14 protein-coding genes are annotated in these 19,138 nt (G+C 71.0%); 8 read left to right on the top strand and 6 right to left on the bottom strand.

Features of this window, described 5'->3' with window-relative positions; all coding sequences use genetic code 11:
- Positions 1-3: 3 nt before the first annotated feature.
- Genes FHS37_RS26380 through FHS37_RS26395 form a run of 4 tightly spaced genes read right to left on the bottom strand, consistent with a single transcriptional unit; the run spans position 4 to position 4,470 of the window.
- On the bottom strand, positions 4-1,383 hold the full coding sequence (locus FHS37_RS26380; RefSeq protein ID WP_184825591.1) for a GH1 family beta-glucosidase: 1,380 nt from the start codon (positions 1,381-1,383) through the stop codon (positions 4-6).
- A 29-nt stretch (positions 1,384-1,412) separates the two neighbouring features.
- Positions 1,413-2,240, bottom strand: coding sequence for a carbohydrate ABC transporter permease (locus FHS37_RS26385; protein ID WP_184825593.1), 828 nt, complete (start codon positions 2,238-2,240; stop codon positions 1,413-1,415).
- Positions 2,241-2,245: 5 nt separating this feature from the next.
- Positions 2,246-3,199 carry a carbohydrate ABC transporter permease gene (locus FHS37_RS26390; protein ID WP_184825595.1) on the bottom strand — a complete coding sequence of 318 codons (954 nt, stop codon included), beginning with the start codon at positions 3,197-3,199 and terminating at the stop codon, positions 2,246-2,248.
- Positions 3,200-3,210: 11 nt separating this feature from the next.
- Positions 3,211-4,470, bottom strand: coding sequence for an ABC transporter substrate-binding protein (locus tag FHS37_RS26395; RefSeq protein WP_184825597.1), 1,260 nt, complete (start codon positions 4,468-4,470; stop codon positions 3,211-3,213).
- A 292-nt stretch (positions 4,471-4,762) separates the two neighbouring features.
- Between FHS37_RS26395 and yicI the strand changes: the two genes are divergently transcribed.
- Entirely contained in the window at positions 4,763-7,033 is a 2,271-nt protein-coding gene (yicI, locus tag FHS37_RS26400) for an alpha-xylosidase (RefSeq protein ID WP_184825605.1), read from the top strand.
- 19 nt (positions 7,034-7,052) lie between these two features.
- Here yicI and ppk2 read toward each other — a convergent pair whose 3' ends face one another.
- Complete coding sequence (ppk2, locus tag FHS37_RS26405) at positions 7,053-8,063, bottom strand: polyphosphate kinase 2 (RefSeq protein WP_184825607.1); 1,011 nt, start codon at positions 8,061-8,063, stop codon at positions 7,053-7,055.
- Positions 8,064-8,231: 168 nt separating this feature from the next.
- Here ppk2 and FHS37_RS26410 point away from each other — a divergent pair, with 168 nt between their 5' ends.
- A complete protein-coding gene (locus FHS37_RS26410; protein WP_184825609.1) occupies positions 8,232-9,026 on the top strand; it encodes an SDR family NAD(P)-dependent oxidoreductase in 795 nt (264 codons plus the stop codon).
- Positions 9,027-9,488: 462 nt separating this feature from the next.
- On the opposite strand, the gene FHS37_RS26415 is transcribed toward FHS37_RS26410, so the two are convergent.
- Positions 9,489-10,481, bottom strand: a complete 993-nt coding sequence (locus FHS37_RS26415) for a LacI family DNA-binding transcriptional regulator (protein WP_184825611.1) — start codon at positions 10,479-10,481, stop codon at positions 9,489-9,491.
- 361 nt (positions 10,482-10,842) lie between these two features.
- On the opposite strand from FHS37_RS26415, the gene FHS37_RS26420 reads away from it, so the two are divergent.
- From FHS37_RS26420 to FHS37_RS26445, 6 genes are all read left to right on the top strand, one after another.
- Positions 10,843-11,769 (top strand): carbohydrate ABC transporter permease, encoded by a 927-nt coding sequence (locus FHS37_RS26420; RefSeq protein ID WP_184825613.1) that lies wholly within the window; start codon positions 10,843-10,845, stop codon positions 11,767-11,769.
- A gap of 7 nt (positions 11,770-11,776) precedes the next feature.
- Positions 11,777-12,727, top strand: coding sequence for a carbohydrate ABC transporter permease (locus FHS37_RS26425; protein ID WP_184825615.1), 951 nt, complete (start codon positions 11,777-11,779; stop codon positions 12,725-12,727).
- 79 nt (positions 12,728-12,806) lie between these two features.
- A complete protein-coding gene (locus FHS37_RS26430) occupies positions 12,807-14,150 on the top strand; it encodes an ABC transporter substrate-binding protein (protein WP_184825623.1) in 1,344 nt (447 codons plus the stop codon).
- 60 nt (positions 14,151-14,210) lie between these two features.
- Positions 14,211-16,253 carry a beta-galactosidase gene (locus FHS37_RS26435; RefSeq protein WP_184825625.1) on the top strand — a complete coding sequence of 681 codons (2,043 nt, stop codon included), beginning with the start codon at positions 14,211-14,213 and terminating at the stop codon, positions 16,251-16,253.
- A gap of 122 nt (positions 16,254-16,375) precedes the next feature.
- The gene (locus FHS37_RS26440) at positions 16,376-18,415 is read left to right on the top strand and encodes an RICIN domain-containing protein (protein WP_184825627.1); all 2,040 of its coding nucleotides are present in this window, start codon (positions 16,376-16,378) and stop codon (positions 18,413-18,415) included.
- A gap of 78 nt (positions 18,416-18,493) precedes the next feature.
- Positions 18,494-19,126, top strand: a complete 633-nt coding sequence (locus FHS37_RS26445; protein WP_184825629.1) for a sugar O-acetyltransferase — start codon at positions 18,494-18,496, stop codon at positions 19,124-19,126.
- The last annotated feature ends 12 nt before the right edge of the window (positions 19,127-19,138 follow it).

Here is a 19,138-nt window from a genome sequence, read left to right on the forward strand (position 1 = left end):
CCGTCAGGGCCGCTGGGCGGCGATCATGCCCCGGTACCAGTGGTAGCTGTCCTTCGGGATGCGCCGCTGGGTGGCGTAGTCGACCCGGACGATGCCGAAGCGCTTGTCGTAGCCGAAGGCCCACTCGAAGTTGTCCAGCAGCGACCACACGTAGTACCCGCGCACGTCCACGCCCGCGTCCATCGCCGCCCCGAGCGCGGTGAGATGGTCGCGCAGGTAGGCCACCCGGTCGGCGTCGTGCACCGCGCCGTCGGCGGTGACCCGGTCGTCCTCCGCGGAGCCGTTCTCCGTGATGTGGACGGGCGGCAGCGCGTCGCCGTACTGCTCCTTCAGCCGCACCAGCAGATCGGTGAACGCGTCCGGGACGACCGGCCAGCCCATCGCCGTGTGCCGCACGCCGGGGAGCTCGACCTCCTCGTAGCGGTTGTCGGTCGCCACCCGCCGGGCCGGGTCGCTCTCGCGGTACGGGGCGTCGGCGACCACGATCGGCCGGTAGTAGTTGACGCCGAGGAAGTCCAGCGGCCGGGAGATCAGCTCCAGGTCGCCGTCCCGCCGGAAGTCCGCGCCGGTGATCAGCTCGCCCCAGGTCTCCTCCTCCGTGGCCGGGTAGCGGCCCGCGAGGATCGGCTCGGTCCACACCAGGTTGTGCTGGGTGTCGGCGCGGACCACGGCCGCCAGGTCTGCGGGGGAGTCGGTGGCCGGCAGGTTGCGGTCGAGGTTGAGCGTGATGCCGACCTCGCGCACCCCGGCCGCCCGCAGTGCCTCGACCGCCAGGCCGTGGCCGACCAGCAGGTGGTGGGCGGCGGCCAGCGCGCCCCGGCCCTCGCGGGCGCCGGGGGCGTGCCGGCCGACGGAGTAGCCCAGGAAGGCGCTGCACCACGGCTCGTTGAGGGTGATCCAGCGCGGCACCCGGTCGCCCAGGTGCTCCGCGACCACCGCCGTGTACTCGGCGAACCGCTCCGCCGTCTCCCGCACCCGCCAGCCGCCCCGGTCCTCGAGGGCCTGCGGGAGGTCCCAGTGGTAGAGGGTGGCGGCCGGTTCGATGCCCGCCTCGAGCAGTTCGTCGACCAGACGGGAGTAGAAGTCCAGGCCCTTGGCGTTCACCGGGCCCGACCCCCCGGGCACCACGCGCGGCCAGGCGATCGAGAAGCGGTAGGAGTCCACGCCCAGGTCGCGCAGCAGGGCCACGTCCTCGGGGTAGCGGTGGTAGTGGTCGCAGGCGACGTCGCCGGTGTCGCCGTTCGCCACCAGACCGGGGGTGTGGCTGTAGGTGTCCCAGATCGAGGGGCCGCGGCCGTCCTCGTGCGCCGCCCCCTCGATCTGGTACGAGGCGGTCGCGGCACCGAAGACGAAGCCGGACGGGAAGCGGGGGAGGTCACTCATGCGGGTGGCTGTCTCCAGACGTGCGGTGGTCACTTGACGGAACCGCCGGTGATGCCGGCGGCGATGTACTTCTGGGCGAGGACGAGCAGGACCGCGGCCGGAACGGCGGAGAGCACGGACGCGGCCATCACCGAGCCCCAGTCGCCGACGTGGGCGCCGATGTACTGGTAGATGCCCAGCGTGATCGGCTTGACGTCGTCGGTGGTGTTCAGGGTGAGCGCGAACATGAAGTCGCTCCACGAGAACAGGAACGCGAACAGGCCGGAGGTGATCAGGGAGTTGCGGCTCATCGGCAGCACGACGCGCAGGAAGACCCGTACCGGTCCGGCGCCGTCGATCTCGGCGGCCTCGATGACCTCGCCCGGGATGGACACCATGAAGGAGCGCATCAGCACGATGGAGAACGGGATGCCGAGCGAGGCGTCCGCGAGCATCAGGCCGAAGTAGGAGTTCACCAGGCCCAGGTCGACGTACGAGTTGTAGAGGGCGTTGGCGATGACGATGCCCGGCACCATCTGCGTGATCAGGGTGCCGAAGACGATGGTGCGCGAGCCGCGCAGGCCGAAGCGGGCCAGCCCGTAGGCCGCGGGGGCGGAGACCGCGAGGCAGACGGCGACGGCGCCGAGCGAGACCGCCAGGGAGGTCAGCAGGTGACCGCCCTGGTCGGTGAGGGCCTTGGAGAATCCGGACAGGTCCAGGCTGCCGGGCACCGGGTCGACCTGGAGCAGGCCCGACTCGGGCTGGAGTGCCGTGTTGAGCATCCAGTACAGCGGGAAGAGCATCACGGCGAGGACGAGCACACCGGCGACGGTGGAGCCCCAGCGGCGCCGGGACGCGGTGGGTGCGTGGGCGGCCATGTCGGTCACTTCCCCTCGGTGCGGTTGGCCCGCAGGTAGAACACCGCGAACACCGCGGAGACGATGATGAGCACGTTGCCGACGACCGCGCCCGCACCGAAGTCCAGTTCCACGAAGGAGTTCTGGTAGGTGAGCGTGCCCAGGGTCTGGGTGGCGTCGGCGGGGCCGCCGTCGGTGAGGGCGAGGATCAGGTCGAGGATCTTGACCGTCGACATGAAGCCGAGGACGAGGACGACCGTGATCACCGGCTTGAGCATCGGCAGGGTGACGGAGCGGAAGGTGCGCCAGGCCGAGGCACCGTCCAGGGAGGCCGCCTCGTACAGCTCCTTCGGGATCTCCTGGAGGCCGCCGTAGAGGATGACCATGTTGAACGGGATGCCGATCCAGATGTTGACCAGGATCACCGAGAGCAGGGCCATGTCGGGGCTGGTGAGCCACGGGGTGTGACCGCCGAGTCCCAGGGCGTCCAGGAAGGTGTTCAGCACGCCGGTGTCCTGGTCGAGGATGCGGCGCCAGACGATGCCGGACACCACCATGGGCACCAGCCAGGGCAGCAGGATCAGCGACCTCAGGACGCCGCCGAGGGGGAACCTGCGGTTGAAGAAGACGGCGAGGGCGAGGCCGATGCAGAACTGGCCGAGCAGGGAGCCGGCGGTGAAGACGAGGGTGTGCCACAGCGCCTTGCCGAAGAGGGCGTCCTGGAAGACGGCCGACCAGTTGTCGGTGCCGTTGAAGGGTGCCTCACCGGTGAAGAACGTCTTCGGCGTGTAGTGCTGGAAGCTCATCACGACGTTGCGGACGAGCGGGTAGCCGAAGAACAGCAGCATGAAGACGACGGCGGGGGCGACGAAGCCCCACTGGGCGATTCTGCGGCGCAGGCGCGCCCGGTCCGGGTCCGGCGCGGCGGTCTTCCCCGGCGTCTCGGCGGACACCGGGGCGGTGACGGTGGACGTGGTCATGGGCGCGTACCTCAGTTCCCGCTCGTGGCGCGCTGCTGGGCGCGCTTCAGGGCGGCCTCGCTGGACTGGCCGGTCAGGGCGGACTGGAAGGCGCTCTGCAGGGCGAGCGACACGCCCGACCAGCCGGCGCCGAGCTTGGCGGTGCGGGAGCGGGCGGCGGCGACCTGGTCGGCCAGCGCGTCCAGCTCGGGCACCCGCTCGCGCCACTCGGCGGCGGTCTTCTCGTTGGCCGGGACCATCCAGCTGTTCAGGGCGTAGGTGAGCTGTTCCTCCTCGCTCGCCAGACAGGCGACGATCCGGCCCGCCGTCTTCTCGCGCTCGGTGTCGCCCGTGTCGGGCACGGTGAGCACGGCGCCGCCGAGCGGTCCCACCGAGTCGGCGCCCCTCTCGGGGACGGGGATCTGCGCGATCTCCCAGTGCAGCGACTTCTTGGTGTTGAGGGTCTCGACCTGCCACGGGCCGTTGATCATCATCGCGGCGTTCCCCGCCATGAACTGGTCGTTCACGTCGGCCTGGGTCCAGTTGACCGTGGACTTGGACAGCGACCCGTCCTGCAGCAGCGCCTTCCAGTAGTCGAGCGCCTCGACGACCTCCGGACTGTCCAGGTCCGTCTCGTCGCCGCCGTTGGACCACATGAACGGCGTGAACTGGAAGACGCCGTCCTCGGCGCCGCCCGCGCTGAGCGCCAGGCCGTACCGCTTGCCCCGGGTCAGCTTCTTCGCCGCCTGGCGCAGTTCCTCCCAGGTGGTGGGCACCTTCACGCCCGCCTCGTCCAGGATGTCCTTGTTGTAGAAGAGCGCGAGCGTGTTCACGGAGCGGGCCGCACCGTAGTACGTGCCCTCGTAGGAGCCGAAGTCGACGATGCCCTCGGGGACGTCCTCGGTGCCGAGGCCGAGGGTGCGCAGGTCGACGAGCCCGCCGGCCTCGGCGAAGGTCGGCATCTCGGAGGCGTCGAACTGCACGATGTCCGGCAGCGACTTCGACGAGGCCATGCGCAGCGCCTTCGTCATCACCTGCGACGCGGGGACGCTCTGCTGCTCGACGGTCACCCCCAGCCGCTTGCCGCAGCGGGCCATCGCCTCGGCGTCCCAGCGGTGGTAGGTCTCGTCGGTCGAGGAGTTCATCACGGTGTACACGTCGTCGTCGCGCTGCTGTGCGCAGCCGGCCAGCGCCGCCGAGGAGATCAGGACGGAGACGGCGGCGAACGAGGTGACGGCTCTGCGCGAGCGTCCGCGCGTGCGGGGTGCGGCGACCGGAGGATGTGCTGTCACGGTGGGTGCCCTTGTGTGGGACCGGCTCAACGGGCGCTGAGCTGGTGACTCTTCGGGGGAGGGTGGTGAAGCGCTTCGACTTGTGGCGGATCCCGCCGAGGTGTTGCGCAGCGCTGCACCGGGTGTAATTTGTTTGGCCTGATTACTAATACGTCAGCGAGAGCCGGTCGCGCTAGCCCCCCGACCGTACGACCTACTCACGCCGGGGCGTGACAGGTTCCGCCACTCCTGCCATAGTTCCTGGTCAGAGGCTTTCCTTCCGCCTCTGTCCCCTCCCCCTCCGAGGAAGACCATGAAGTTCACCGACGGTTTCTGGCTCATCCGTGAGGGTGTCCAGATCTCGTACGCCACCGAAGTGCGTGATGTACGCCCTGAATCGAAGCGCTTCACCGGTTACGCCGCCGTGAGGAAAGTGACCCGCAGGGGTGACACGCTCAACGCGCCTCTGCTCACGGTCGAGTGCTTCTCCCCCGCCGAAGGTGTCATCGGCGTCCGGGTCACCCATCACGCGGGCAAGCGACGCCCGGGGCCCGACTTCGCCCTCACCGGCGCGGCGGACGGCGCGGGGACGGTGCGCCGGGACGGCACCGTCACCGAGCTGACCAGCGGACCGCTGACCCTCCGCCTCGACGGGGCCGGCCCCTTCGCCCTCACCTTCCACGACGCGGACGGACGCGAACTGACCCGCGCGGGCGCCAAGAGCACCGCCTTCGCCACGACCGGTGACGGGGCGCACCACATGCTGAGCCGGCTGGCGCTCGGCGTCGGCGAGCAGATCTACGGCCTGGGCGAGCGTTTCACCCCGTTCGTCAAGAACGGCCAGACCGTGGACGTCTGGCAGGCCGACGGCGGCACGAGCAGCGAGCAGGCCTACAAGAACGTCCCGTTCTACCTGTCCTCCCGCGGCTACGGCGTCTTCGTCAACCATCCCGGCGCGGTGTCCTTCGAGGTCGGCTCCGAGTCCGTCGGCCAGGTCCAGTTCAGCGTCGAGGACCAGTCGCTGGAGTACTACGTCGTCGCCGGCCCCACCCCGAAGGACGTCCTCACCCGCTACACGGCCCTCACCGGCCGCCCGGCCCTGCCGCCCGCCTGGTCCTTCGGCCTGTGGCTCAGCACCTCCTTCACCACGTCCTACGACGAGCGGACGGTGACGTCGTTCGTCGACGGCATGGCCGAGCGCGGCATCCCGCTGTCCGTCTTCCACTTCGACTGCTTCTGGATGCGCGAGTACCAGTGGTGCGACTTCCGGTGGGACCCGGACGTCTTCCCGGACCCGGACGGCATGCTGGCCCGGCTCAAGGAGAAGGGGCTGCGGATCAGCCTCTGGATCAACCCCTACATCGCCCAGAAGTCACCGCTCTTCGACGAGGCCGCCGCCCTCGGTCACCTGGTGCGCCGTCCGGACGGCGACGTGTGGCAGTGGGACCTGTGGCAGGCCGGCATGGGTCTGGTCGACTTCACCAGTCCGGACGCCCGCGCCTGGTTCCAGTCGAAGCTCAAGCCCCTGCTGGACCAGGGGGTGGACTGCTTCAAGACGGACTTCGGCGAGCGCATCCCCACCGATGTCGTCTGGCACGACGGCTCCGATCCCGAGCGGATGCACAACTACTACACCCACCTGTACAACCAGACGGTGTTCGAGCTCCTGGAGAAGGAGCGCGGGCAGGGCGAGGCCGTGCTCTTCGCCCGGTCCGCGACCGCGGGCGGGCAGCAGTACCCCGTGCACTGGGGCGGTGACTGCTGGTCGTCCTTCGAGGCGATGGCCGAGTCGCTGCGGGGCGGTCTGTCCCTGTCCCTGAGCGGGTTCGGCTTCTGGAGCCACGACATCGGCGGCTTCGAGGGCACGCCCGTGCCCTCGGTCTTCAAGCGCTGGCTCGCCTTCGGCCTGCTGTCCTCCCACAGCCGGCTGCACGGCTCCTCGTCGTACCGGGTGCCGTGGGAGTTCGGCGACGAGGCGGTCGACGTCGCCCGGCGGTTCACCCTGCTCAAGCACCGCCTCATGCCGTACCTGTACGGCGCCGCCGTCGAGGCCCACCGCACGGGCGTCCCGATGATGCGGCCCATGGTGCTGGAGTTCCCGCACGACCCGGCGTGCCGTCCCCTCGACCGCCAGTACATGCTGGGTCCCGACCTCCTCGTCGCGCCGGTGTTCACCGAGGACGGCGAGGTGGAGGTCTACCTGCCGGAGGGCACCTGGACCCACCTGCTCAGCGGCGAACGGGTCACCGGCCCCCGGTGGCGCACCGAGCGGCACGGCTACGACAGCCTTCCGCTCTACGTCCGGGAGGGCGCCGTCCTGCCGCTGGCCGGCGACGACGCACGGCCCGACGGCGACTGGCTGGACGCGCCGGTCCTGCTCGTGCACCCTCCGGCCGCGCCCGACTACGCGGCCGAGATCACCGTGCCGGACACGGCGGGGCTGCCGGCCGCGGCCTTCCGCGTCCGGCGGGACGGCGACGTCCTGCGGGTCACGGCCTCCGGGACCGACCGCCCGTTCACGGTGCGCGTCGCCGGCGGGGCTCAGGCGCGGGGCGCGGGCGAGGTGGCGGTGCCCCTGGGGTGACCGGAGCGCGGGCCGGCGCTCACTCCGTGTCCGGGTGGCTGCCCGGCCCGTAGCCGGGGCCGGCGAGGGGGGTCGGTGAGAGGGCCGCGGGTTCCTCACCGGCCTCCAGCAGGGTGTCCGCCGAGCCCACGATCAACGGGTCCGGCCTGCCCAGCGCCTCGTGGTCCTTCGCCGGATAGTCGCAGCGGTCGAGGAGACTGCGCATGGCCTCGAGCCGGCCCCGGCGCTTGTCGTTGTTCTTCACGACCGTCCACGGCGCGTGGGGGGTGTCGGTCGCGCGGAACATCTCGACCTTGGCCGTGGTGTAGTCGTCCCAGCGGTCGAGCGAGGACAGGTCCATGGGGGACAGCTTCCAGCGCCGCACCGGATCGACCTGGCGGATCGCGAACCGGGTGCGCTGCTCGGCCCGGGAGACCGAGAACCAGAACTTCACCAGCAGGATGCCGTCGTCGGTGAGCAGTTGCTCGAACATCGGCGCCTGCTCGAGGAACAGGCGGTACTCGGCCTCCGTGCAGAACCCCATGACCCGTTCGACCCCCGCGCGGTTGTACCAGGAGCGGTCGAAGAAGACGATCTCGCCACGGGCCGGCAGGTGGGCCACGTAGCGCTGGAAGTACCACTGCCCCGCCTCCCGCTCGGTCGGCTTCTCCAGGGCGACCACGCGGGCACCGCGGGGGTTCAGGCGTTCCGTGAACCTCTGGATGGTGCCGCCCTTGCCGGCCGCGTCCCGTCCTTCGCAGACCACCACGATCCGCCGGCCGGTGTCCTTCACCCACCGTTGCATCTTGAGGAGCTCTATCTGCAGGATCCGCTTCGTCCTCTCGTACTCGGACCTGCGCATCTTGCGGTCGTAGGGGTGGTTCTCCCGCCATGTCTCGATCGGGGTGCCGTCGGCGTCGAGGAGCACGGGCCGCTCCGGGCGCCGGTCGTCCACCTCGAGTCCGTGGAGCAGGTCGTCACCGGTCGCTCCGGCACGGGTGCCCCCGGTCTCCGCCGGGCCGTCCGGCGTGTCCGCATGCTCGGCCGTCACGTCGTCTCCCACCTGTTCGGGTGCACTACGAGCAGCGTATGCCGCGCGGACGATTTGTGGTGATCCGATCGTATAGTTCGGAGAAACGGCACACCCGGCGGACAGCGTGCGTCCACCTGATGCGCGAGCAGTTCCTTCCGTCCCACCCAGGCAAGGGGGTCGCACGACGTGCAGATCGATCTGACGGGCCGCACGGCGCTGGTCACCGGTTCCACCCAGGGCATCGGTGCGGCGATCGCCACCGGTCTGGCGCGGGCGGGTGCCCGGGTCGCGGTCAACGGGCGTTCGGCCGAGCGCGTGCGGGACAGCGCCGACCGGCTCGCGCGGGAGGTGCCCGGCGCCGACGTGGTGCCGGTCGCCGCGGACGTGACCACTCAGGCGGGTGCCGAGCAGGTGGCCGAGGCCCTCCCGCGGGTGGACGTCCTCGTCAACAACCTCGGCGTCTTCGGCGCCGCCGACCCCTTGGAGATCACCGACGAGGAGTGGCGGCGCTACTTCGAGGTGAACGTCCTGGCCGCCGTGCGGCTGACCCGGCTCTTCCTGCCGGGCATGACCGAGCGCGCCTGGGGACGCGTCCTGTACATCGCCAGCGACTCCGCGATCGTCATTCCCGCCGAGATGATCCACTACGGGATGTCCAAGACGGCGCTGCTCGCCGTGAGCCGCGGGTTCGCCAAGCAGGCCGCGGGCACCGGTGTCACGGTGAACTCGGTCATCGCGGGCCCCACCCGCACCGGGGGCGTGGAGGACTTCGTCTACGAGCTGGTGGACCGCGATCTCCCCTGGGACGAGGCGCAGCGCGCCTTCATGCGCACGCACCGCCCCCAGTCGCTGCTGCAACGGCTGATCGAGCCCGAGGAGATCGCCCACATGGTGGTCTACCTCAGCTCCGACCAGGCCTCCGCGACGACCGGCGGGGCCCTGCGCGTGGACGGCGGTTACGTCGACGCGATCCTGCCCTGACCGCCCCGCGGACCGGACCGACGGCCCGTTCCCGCCCCGGGGCGGAACCGGCCGCGATGAGCGCGACGGCCGTCCGGTCGAAGTCGGCGACGAAGAGGAAGAAGGCCGCCGCGACCGTGTTGACGACGGCGGCGAGCACGTTCTCGACGGCGTTGGGGCGTTGCAGGGGCTCGTCGAGCAGCGGGCCCGGCGCCGAGGGTGCGGATGCGCCGGGCCCGGCCGCCGAGTTCCCTTCGGTGGCCGAGGCCCCGCCGGGGGAGCCGGGAATCGGACCGAGTGCGCGGGAGACCGTGGCGGTGACGGGGGACGGCCCGGTGGCCGGCGGCACAGGAAGCCGGGTACCCGGGTCGCACTGTTCCCTCTCGTGGCGGTGCCTGACCGGCGGCCGCCCTGCGGACACGGGCGTGTTCATGCGGCGGCCGCCGGAGCGACGGCCGTCCGAGTGGCGGGCCCACCGGGCCGTCAGGGGTGTTCCGGTGGGGGCGCGGTGCTGTCGCGCCGCACCAGCCGCGTCGGCACCAGGGTCGTGCCCCGCTCCGGGCCGACCTGGCGCATCTTGCGCAGCACGGCCCGGACGCAGAGCCGCCCCACCTCGGCGAAGTCCTGGTGGACGGTGGTCAGCGGGGGCAGGAAGGAGGAGGCTTCGGGGATGTCGTCGAAGCCGATGACGCTGACGTCCTCGGGCACGCGCCGGCCGCGTTCGTGCAGGGCGCGCAGCAGCCCCAGGGCCATCTGGTCGTTGGCGGCGAAGACGGCGGTGCAGTCGTCGTGGGCGGCGAGTTCGAGACCGGCGCGGTAGCCGGACTCCGCCGACCAGTCGCCCCGGACGAGGGGCGGCGGGACGCGTCCGGCCTCGACCAGGGCGGCCCGCCAGGCGTCCGTGCGGCGCTGGGCGGCGAAGGAGCCCTCGGGGCCGCCGAGGTGCCACACGGTGCGGTGACCGAGGTCGAGCAGGTGCCGCACGGCGGCGCGGGTGCCTCCGGCCTGGTCGGTGTCGACGACCGTGTAGTGGTCGCCGGCGTCGGAGTCGACGACCACGACCTGGACGTGCGGAGGCAGTTGGACCGTCGCCGCGTCCAGCAGGTGGACCTCCATGATGACGATGACGGCGTCGACGGCGAGTTCCTCCAGCCGGGAGAACGCACCACGCACCTCGGCCTGGGTCGGCAGGGCGACCGGCAGCAGGGTCACGGCGTACCCCTCGTGCGCGGCGGAGGTGGCGATCGCCTCGAGGGTGCGCACGTTGCCGGTGGTGGAGAGGGTGAAGGTGATGACGCCGATGGTGCGGAACTCGCCGCGCTTGAGCGCGCGGGCCGCGCTGTTGGGCCGGTAGCCGAGTTCCTTCATCGCGGCCAGCACCTGGCGGCGGGTCTTCTCGTTCACGCCCGCGTAGCCGTTGGACACGCGGGAGACGGTCTGCGACGAGACACCCGCGAGACGCGCCACGTCCGCCATGGACGCCGTGGTACGGGCACGGGTGCGCTTCGGAGCCGGAGCGTCGCCGGCCGCGTCCCGCGCGGTACCGGCCGCCTCGGCCGCGGGACCGGGCAGGTTCGCCGGCGCTCTCTCAACCGTGTCCACTCGCCGTCAGCCGCCTTCCTGTCGCTGCTCGCGCCACGGTTTCCCGGGGGACCCTTGACCGTCGTCCTCGGGGCAGTGTAGACATGCCGCCATCTGATGTTTACGTAAACATAACAGCTTCCGGCTCCTCGCGGCGGCTGATGTTTGCGTAAACATCGTGTACAGGGGGCATGCCGTCCGGCTCCGCGCCGGGGCAGAGCCATCGGTTCCGGAACGTTGACGAGCAAGGAACGACATGACGACGCTGCAACCGCCGGCGGCCGCCGAGCCGCGGCCGGCCCCGCCCCCGGCGGGACGGGACCGCCGCTCCTGGACGGGGTGGGGCTTCATCGGTCCCTTCGTGGCCGTGTTCGCCCTGGTCTTCCTGGCCCCGATCGCGTACTCGCTCTACCTGAGCCTCTTCCGCGACCAGCTCATCGGCGGGACCACCTTCGTCGGCCTCGACAACTACGAGCAGGCGCTGCGGGACGACCGGTTCTGGGCCGCCCTCGGCCGGGTCTCGCTCTTCCTGTGCGTCCAGGTGCCGGTCATGCTCGGCATCGCCCTGCTGGTCGCCCTGGCCCTGGACAGCGGCCGGCTGTACGGCAGGAACTTCTTCCGCGTCTCGATCTTCCTGCCGTACGCGGTGCCGGCCGTCGTCGCCACACTCATGTGGAGCTTCATGTACGGCACCCGGTTCGGCCTGGTCGGCGACCTCGGCGACGCCTTCGGACTCTCGCTGCCCGACCCGCTCTCCCCCGACCTCGTGCTGGCGTCGATCGGCAACATCGTCACCTGGGAGTTCGTCGGCTACAACATGCTGATCTTCTACTCGGCGCTGCGGGTCGTCCCCCACTCCCTCTACGAGGCGGCGGAGATCGACGGCGCCGGTCAGATCCGGGTCGTCACCGCCATCAAACTGCCCGCGATCCGCGGCGCGCTCGTCATCGCGACGATCTTCTCCATCATCGGCAGCTTCCAGCTGTTCAACGAGCCCAGCGTCATGCAGAAGCTGGCGCCCAACGCCATCACCACCGACTACACCCCGAACTACTACACGTACTCGCTGTCCTTCTCCGGCCAGCAGCACAACTACTCCGCGACGGTCGCCATCGTCATGGGGCTGATCACCATGGTCATCGCCTATGTCGTCCAGCTGCGCGGCATGCGCAAGGGAGCGTGAAGCAGCGATGGCCAGTACCGTCACCCCCGCCTCCACCGGTTCCGCGGCCTCCCCGCCGGGTCCGTCCGGCTCCGCCGTCCGGCTGCGCACGCCCCGGCGCCGGCACTCCCCCGGCCGGCCGCGGCGCAGTGTCCTGCTGACCGTGCTCACCGGCCTGGTGCTGCTCTACAGCCTCGTGCCGCTGGTGTGGCTGGTCATCAGCGCCACCAAGACCCAGGAGGGGCTGTCCCGTTCGTTCGGCCTGTGGTTCGACGGCGACTTCGCCCTCTGGGACAACATCGCCGAGACGTTCACCTACGACGACGGGGTCTTCGCCCGCTGGCTGCTCAACACCCTGCTGTACGTGGTGGTGGGCGCGGGCGGCGCCACCTTCCTCGCGGTGCTCGGCGGTTACGCGCTCGCCAAGTTCGACTTCCCCGGACGCCGGGCCGTGTTCGCCGTCGTCATCGGCGCGGTGGCGGTGCCGGGGACCGCGCTGGCGGTGCCGACCTTCCTGATGTTCAGCACCATGGGCCTCACCGACACGCCCTGGGCGGTGATCATCCCCTCGCTGATCTCCCCGTTCGGCCTGTACCTGATGTGGGTGTTCGCCGGCGAGGCCATTCCGACCGAGCTGATGGAGGCGGCCCGGATCGACGGGGCGGGCGAGGTGCGCACCTTCTTCACCGTCGCCCTGCCGCTGCTGGCACCGGGCATCGTCACCGTCTCGCTGTTCACCATGGTCGCCACCTGGAACAACTTCTTCCTGCCGCTGATCATGATCAAGGACCCCGACTGGTATCCGCTCACCCTGGGTCTGCACAGCTGGAACGCCCAGGCCGCGACCGCCGGCGGCCAGCCCGTCTTCCATCTGGTCGTCACCGGCTCACTGATCACCATCGTCCCGCTGATCGCCGCGTTCCTGATGCTGCAGAAGTACTGGCAGTCGGGACTCGCCGCCGGAAGCGTCAAGGAATAGCGCCGCCCCTCCCCGTCCCTCGCCCCTCATCGGTACTCGTCCGTCACGGTTTCGGCCACGAAGAAGTGGAAGCACGCCCATGCACAAGCACTCCCGCCGCCTGCTGCGCGGCATCGGACTCGTCTGCGCCCTCGCCCTGGGCGCCACCGCCTGCGGCGGCTCCGACGACGAGGGGTCCGGCCCGAAGTCGGTCTCCGAGTCGGACGTCCGGGCCGCGTTGGAGAAGGGCGGCAGCCTCACCGTCTGGGCGTGGGAACCCACGCTGAAGCAGGTGGCCGCCGACTTCCAGAAGGAACACCCGAACGTCAAGGTGAACCTGGTCAACGCGGGCACCGGCAACGACCAGTACAAGGCCCTCCAGAACGCCATGTCGGCGAAGAAGGGCGTCCCGGACGTCGCCCAGGTCGAGTACTACGCCATGGGCCAGTACGCGCTCACGAAGCAGCTCACCGACCTCGAGGGCTTCGGTGCCGACGAGCTCGCCGACCGGTACTCCCCCGGCCCGTGGAACGGTGTGAAGGCCGGCGGAGAGGGCATCTACGGCCTGCCCATGGACTCCGGCCCGATGGCGCTCTTCTACAACAAGAAGGTCTTCGACAAGCACAAGATCAAGGTGCCCACGACGTGGGACGAGTACGTGGACGCCGCCCGCGCCCTGCACAAGGCCGACCCGAAGGTCTACATCACCAACGACGCCGGCGACGCGGGCTTCACCACCAGCCTGCTGTGGCAGTCCGGTTCACGCCCCTACCAGGTCGACGGCACCGAGGTCGGCATCGACTTCACCGACCGGGGCGCCAAGACCTACACCGACACCTGGCAGAAGCTCCTCGACGAGAAGCTGGTCGCGCCCGTCACCAGCTGGTCCGACGAGTGGTACAAGGGCCTCGGTGACGGCACCATCGCCACCCTGGCCACCGGCGCCTGGATGCCCGCCAACCTCGCCTCCGGGGTGAAGGACGCCGCCGGTGACTGGCGCGTCGCCCCGCTCCCGCAGTGGGAAGCCGGCGGCAAGGCGAGCGCGGAGAACGGCGGCAGCGCCCTCACCCTGCCCGAACTCGGCGGCAACGAGGCCCTCGCCTACGCCTTCGTCGAGTACGCCAACGCCGGCAAGGGCGTCGACACCCGCGTCGAGGGCGGCGCCTTCCCGGCCACCACCGAGCAGTTGAACTCCGAGGAGTTCCAGAACACCGAGTTCCCGTACTTCGGCGGCCAGCAGGCCAACAAGATCTTCGCCGAGTCGGCCGCGAACGTCGCCGACGACTGGTCGTACCTGCCGTACCAGGTGTACGCCAACTCGATCTTCAACGACACCGTCGGCAAGGCCTACGTCTCCGGCACCACGCTGGCCGACGGACTGAAGTCCTGGCAGGAGGCATCCGTCGAGTACGGCGACGAGCAGGGCTTCACCGTCGAGAAGTAGCAACGCCGGGCGGCGCGCACGGTCGCACGCCGCCCGACGCCCCCACCCGGAAGGACCGCCATGATCTCCACCCTCCTGTCCCGCACCGCCGGGGCGGACGGTGACCCCGCCCCCCGTCTCGTCTACGGCGCCGACTACAACCCCGAGCAGTGGCCCCGCACCGTGTGGGAGGAGGACGTCCGGCTGATGCGCGAGGCCGGCGTGAACCTCGTGTCCGTGGGGATCTTCTCCTGGGCCCGCATCCAGCCGGCCGAGGACACCTGGGACTTCGCCTGGCTCGACGAGGTCCTGGACCTGCTGCACGAGGGCGGCGTCGGCGTCGACCTGGCCACCGCCACCGCCTCCCCGCCGCCCTGGCTCACCACGGCCCACCCGGAGATCCTGCCGGTCACGGCCACCGGCGAGACGCTGTGGCCGGGGGCGCGCCAGCACTGGCGTCCCACCTCGCCCGTCTTCCGCCGGTACGCGCTGCGCCTGGTCCGGGAGCTGGCCACCCGCTACGCCGGCCATCCGGCACTCGTCGCCTGGCACGTCAACAACGAACTGGGCTGCCACAACGTCTACGACTACTCCGACGACGCCGCCCGCGCCTTCCGGGACTGGCTGCGCGCCCGCTACACCACGCTCGACGCGCTCAACAGCGCCTGGGGCACGGCCTTCTGGTCACAGCGGTACACCGACTGGGAGCAGATCCTGCCGCCGCGGCTGGCCGCCTCCCACCCCAACCCCACGCAGCAGCTGGACTTCAAGCGCTTCTCGTCGGACGCGCTCAAGGACCATCTGCGCGCCGAGCGGGAGATCCTGCGGGAGATCACGCCGGGCGTCCCCGTCACCACCAACTTCATGGTGATGGGCGGCACCAAGGGCATGAACTACCCCGACTGGGCCGACGAGATCGACTTCGTCTCCAACGACCACTACGTCCACCCCGGCCCGCAGGACCGCGACGAGCTGTCCTTCTCCGCCAACCTCACCAGCGGCATCGCCGCCGGCCGGCCCTGGTTCCTGATGGAGCACTCCACCAGCGCCGTCAACTGGCAGGCCGTCAACGTGGCCAAGCGCCCCGGTGATCTGGCCCGCGACTCGCTGCTGCACGTCGCGCACGGGGCGGACGCGGTGTGCTTCTTCCAGTGGCGGCAGTCGGCGGCGGGTGCCGAGAAGTACCACTCCGCGATGGTCCCGCACGCCGGCGCGGACAGCGAGCTGTTCCGCGCGGTGACGGAACTCGGGGCCACGCTCGAGGCGCTGGCGCCCGTCGCCGGTACCGAACGGGAGCCGGCCCGGGTCGGCATCCTCTACGACTGGGAGTCGTGGTGGGCGAGCGAGCAGGACTCCCACCCCACCTCCCTGCTCGACTACCGGCAGGAGGCGCTCGACTGGTACTCGGCGCTCCTCGCCCTCGGCGTCCGCGCCGACCTCGTCACCACCCGGGCCGATCTGCACCGCCACCAGGTGCTGATCGCACCCGTGCTGCACGTGGTCCCCGCCGACCTGGCCAAGACCCTCACCCGGTACGCCGAGCAGGGCGGCCATCTGGTCACCACGTACTTCTCCGGTGTCGTCGACGAGCACGACCACGTCTGGCTCGGCGGTTATCCGGGCGCCCTGCGGGACCTGCTCGGCATCCGCATCGAGGAGTTCGGTCCGCTGCTCGCCGGCGACAGCGTGGAGCTGGACGACGCCACGACCGGCAGTCTGTGGACCGACCGGATCACCGTCACCGCCCCGGAGACCGAGGTCCTGGCCCGCTACCGCACCGGCGAGCAGGCCGGCCGGCCCGCCGTCACCCGGCGGCCGACGGGCACGGGCTCCGCCGCCTACGTCTCCACCCGGCTCGGGGTCGACGGGCTCACCTCGCTGCTGCCGCGGCTGCTGGAGCCGGCCGGGGTGGAGAGCGAACTGCCCGCCGACGTACGCGGGGCGATCGAGCCGGTCGTACGCCGGGGCGCCGAGGGCCGGTTCCTGTTCCTGGTGAACCGGACCGACAGGGCCGTCCCGGTGCGGGACATCGCCGGAGAGGTACTCGTCGGCGCCACCGGCGCCGACGGCGCCCTCACGCTCGGGCCCCGCGCGGTCGCCGTACTGCGGCAGCCGCCCGCCTGAGCACCCCGCAGCTCCCCGGAACGGCACACACCCGTTCCGGGGGCCGCCCCCTCCCGCCGGCAGCGAGTGCGGCAGGAGGGACCACACAAGCGCGACCACACCTCAATGTTGGGAGCACACCGATGGCACGCCGCACCCGCGACAGACGGCTCCTCACGGCCACCGGGCTCACCGCCGCCCTGGCCACCGGCGCCGCCCTGATCCCCGGCCCGACGTCCGCCGCCCAGGCCGCGGACATCCCCTCCGTCACCGTACGGCCCGACCCCTCGTACCAGCAGGAGAGGTTCGAGGGCTGGGGCACCAGCCTCGTCTGGTTCGCCAACGCCACCGGCGACTACCCGCCGGAGATCCGCGAGAAGCTCGCGCAGCTCCTCTTCGGCGACGACGGCCTGGCCCTGAACATCGCACGCTACAACATCGGCGGCGGCAACGCCCCCGACGTGAAGGACTACCTGCGCGCCGGCGGCGCGGTCGAGGGCTGGTGGAAGGCGCCCGCGGGCACCACCCGCGAGGACACCGACTGGTGGGACGCCGAGGACCCCGCCGACTGGAACGAGAACGCCGACGCCACCCAGCGCTGGTGGGTGGACCGCATCAAGAAGGACATCACCCACTGGGAGACCTTCAGCAACTCCCCGCCCTGGTTCATGACGGTCAGCGGTTACGTCTCCGGCGGCTTCGACGCCACCGCCGACCAGCTGAGGACCGAGTCGGTCGACGACTTCGCCGCCTACCTCGCGGGCGCCACCGAGCGGCTGGAGAAGGCGCACGGCATCGAGGTCGACACCGTCGACCCCTTCAACGAGCCGAACACCCCCTACTGGAGCACCCGGCTCGGCCCGGACGGCGAACCCGTCGGCGGCCGCCAGGAAGGCGCCCACATGGGCCCCGAGCTCCAGGAGAAGGTGCTGCACGCCCTCGCCCCGGCGCTGAAGAAGGCGGGGACCGGGGCGGAGATCTCCGCCATGGACGAGACCAACCCGTCCACCTTCGCGCGGAACTGGAACGCCTACTCCCCCGAGGCCCGCGCTCTCGTCGGCCAGATGAACGTCCACACCTACGGCACCGGCCAGCGCACCACCGTGCGGGACCTCGCCAAGGCCGGGGACAAGCGGCTGTGGATGAGCGAGGTCGAGGGCGACTGGGGCGACGGGCAGAGCTTCACGGACATGCGCCCCGGTCTCGGCCTCGCCCAGCGCATCGTCGACGACCTGCGTGAACTGGAGCCGCGGGCCTGGGTGTTCTGGCAGCCCGTCGAGGACTACGACAACATGAAGCCGGGCGGCGAGTCCGCCGCGGGCGGCAACTGGGGCGAGATCCAGCTCCCCTTCGGCTGCACCGCGAAGGACACTCTCGAGACCTGCCCCGTCTACACGAACACGAAGTTCGACACCGCCCGCAACTTCACCCACTTCATCAAGCCCGGCGACCGGCTGATCAAGGTGGACGACACCTCCAGCGCGGCCGCGGTGACGAAGAACGGCAAGGGTGCCTCGCTCGTCCACGTCAACAGCACCACCGAGGCGCGGAACGTCACCCTCGACCTGTCCGGATTCCGCACCATCGGCCGGAACGCGACCGTCACGCCCGTCGTGACCAGCGCCGACGGCAAGCTGGAGCGGCGCGAGCCCATCAGGGTCACCGACCGCGCGGCCACCTTCACCGTGCCCGCCCAGTCGGTGACGTCCTTCGTCGTCAAGGGTGTCTCCGGTGTCGCGAAGGACGCCCCACTGCTGCGCAAGGGCCACACCTACACCCTGACCGGCGTGCAGAGCGGCAAGGCGGTCACCGTCGCGGACGACGGCACTTCCCTCGTCGTCGGCTCGGGTGACGGCTCGGCCTCCCAGCAGTGGCGGCTGAGCGCGGTGCGTCCCGACGACGGCGTGCGTCAGCGCTACGCGTTCACCAACCCGGTGGACGGCAGGCGCCTGGCCGTACGGGACGACGTGCCGGTGGCCGAGCCCGACACCGGCGAGCGTGACCCGGCCGCCGAGTGGATCATGTCCACCACGGGCGACGGCACCTGGACCCTGGTCAACGCGGCCACCGGACGCCTCCTGGAGGTCGGCGGACAGGCCACGCACGAGGGCGCCGCGGTCACCACCTGGCCGCCCAACTCCGGTTCCAACCAACGCTGGACGGTCACGGACGTCACGGACTGACCGGCCCCCGTCCCACGACGCCGGCCGGGTCGCGGCACCCCCGCGGCGGCACGACCCGGCCGCCCCATCGGAGGATCCATGGCACACGACGACCCCGAGCGCGAGGTACGCCGCCGCATGGCGCACCACGAGCTGTACACCGACTCCGCGCCCGGCCTGGAACGCCTCGAGGAGGAGCGGTTCCGCGGCAAGGAACTCGCCGCCGAGTACAACGCCACCGGCCCGCGCGACCAGGAGGCCCGCCGCGCCCTCCTGGACAAGCTGCTCGGTTCGGTGGGACGAGGGGTGTGGATCGAACCGCCGCTGTACGTCGCCTACGGCAGCCATGTGCACCTCGGCGACGACGTGTACGTCAACTTCGGCCTCACCCTGGTCGACGACGTCGAGGTCTTCGTCGGCGACCGCGTGATGTTCGCACCCCATGTCACCATCAGCACCACCGGCCATCCCGTCCACCCGGAACTGCGCCGGGACGGCAGCCAGTTCTCGGCGCCAGTGCGCATCGAGGACGACGTGTGGATCGGGGCCGGCGCGGTGATCCTGCCCGGCGTGACCGTCGGGCGGGGCTCGGTCGTCGGCGCGGGCAGTGTGGTGACCGCCGACGTGCCGCCGATGACGGTCGTCGCCGGGACCCCGGCCCGCGTCCTGCGGCCGATCACCGACGCGGACCGGCAGTGGACGTACCGGCCGCCCGGTACCGCACGGGCCTGAGCCGGGCCCGGC

The organism is Streptomyces griseomycini, from assembly GCF_014203535.1.
Classification (GTDB): Bacteria; Actinomycetota; Actinomycetes; order Streptomycetales; family Streptomycetaceae; genus Streptomyces; species Streptomyces griseomycini.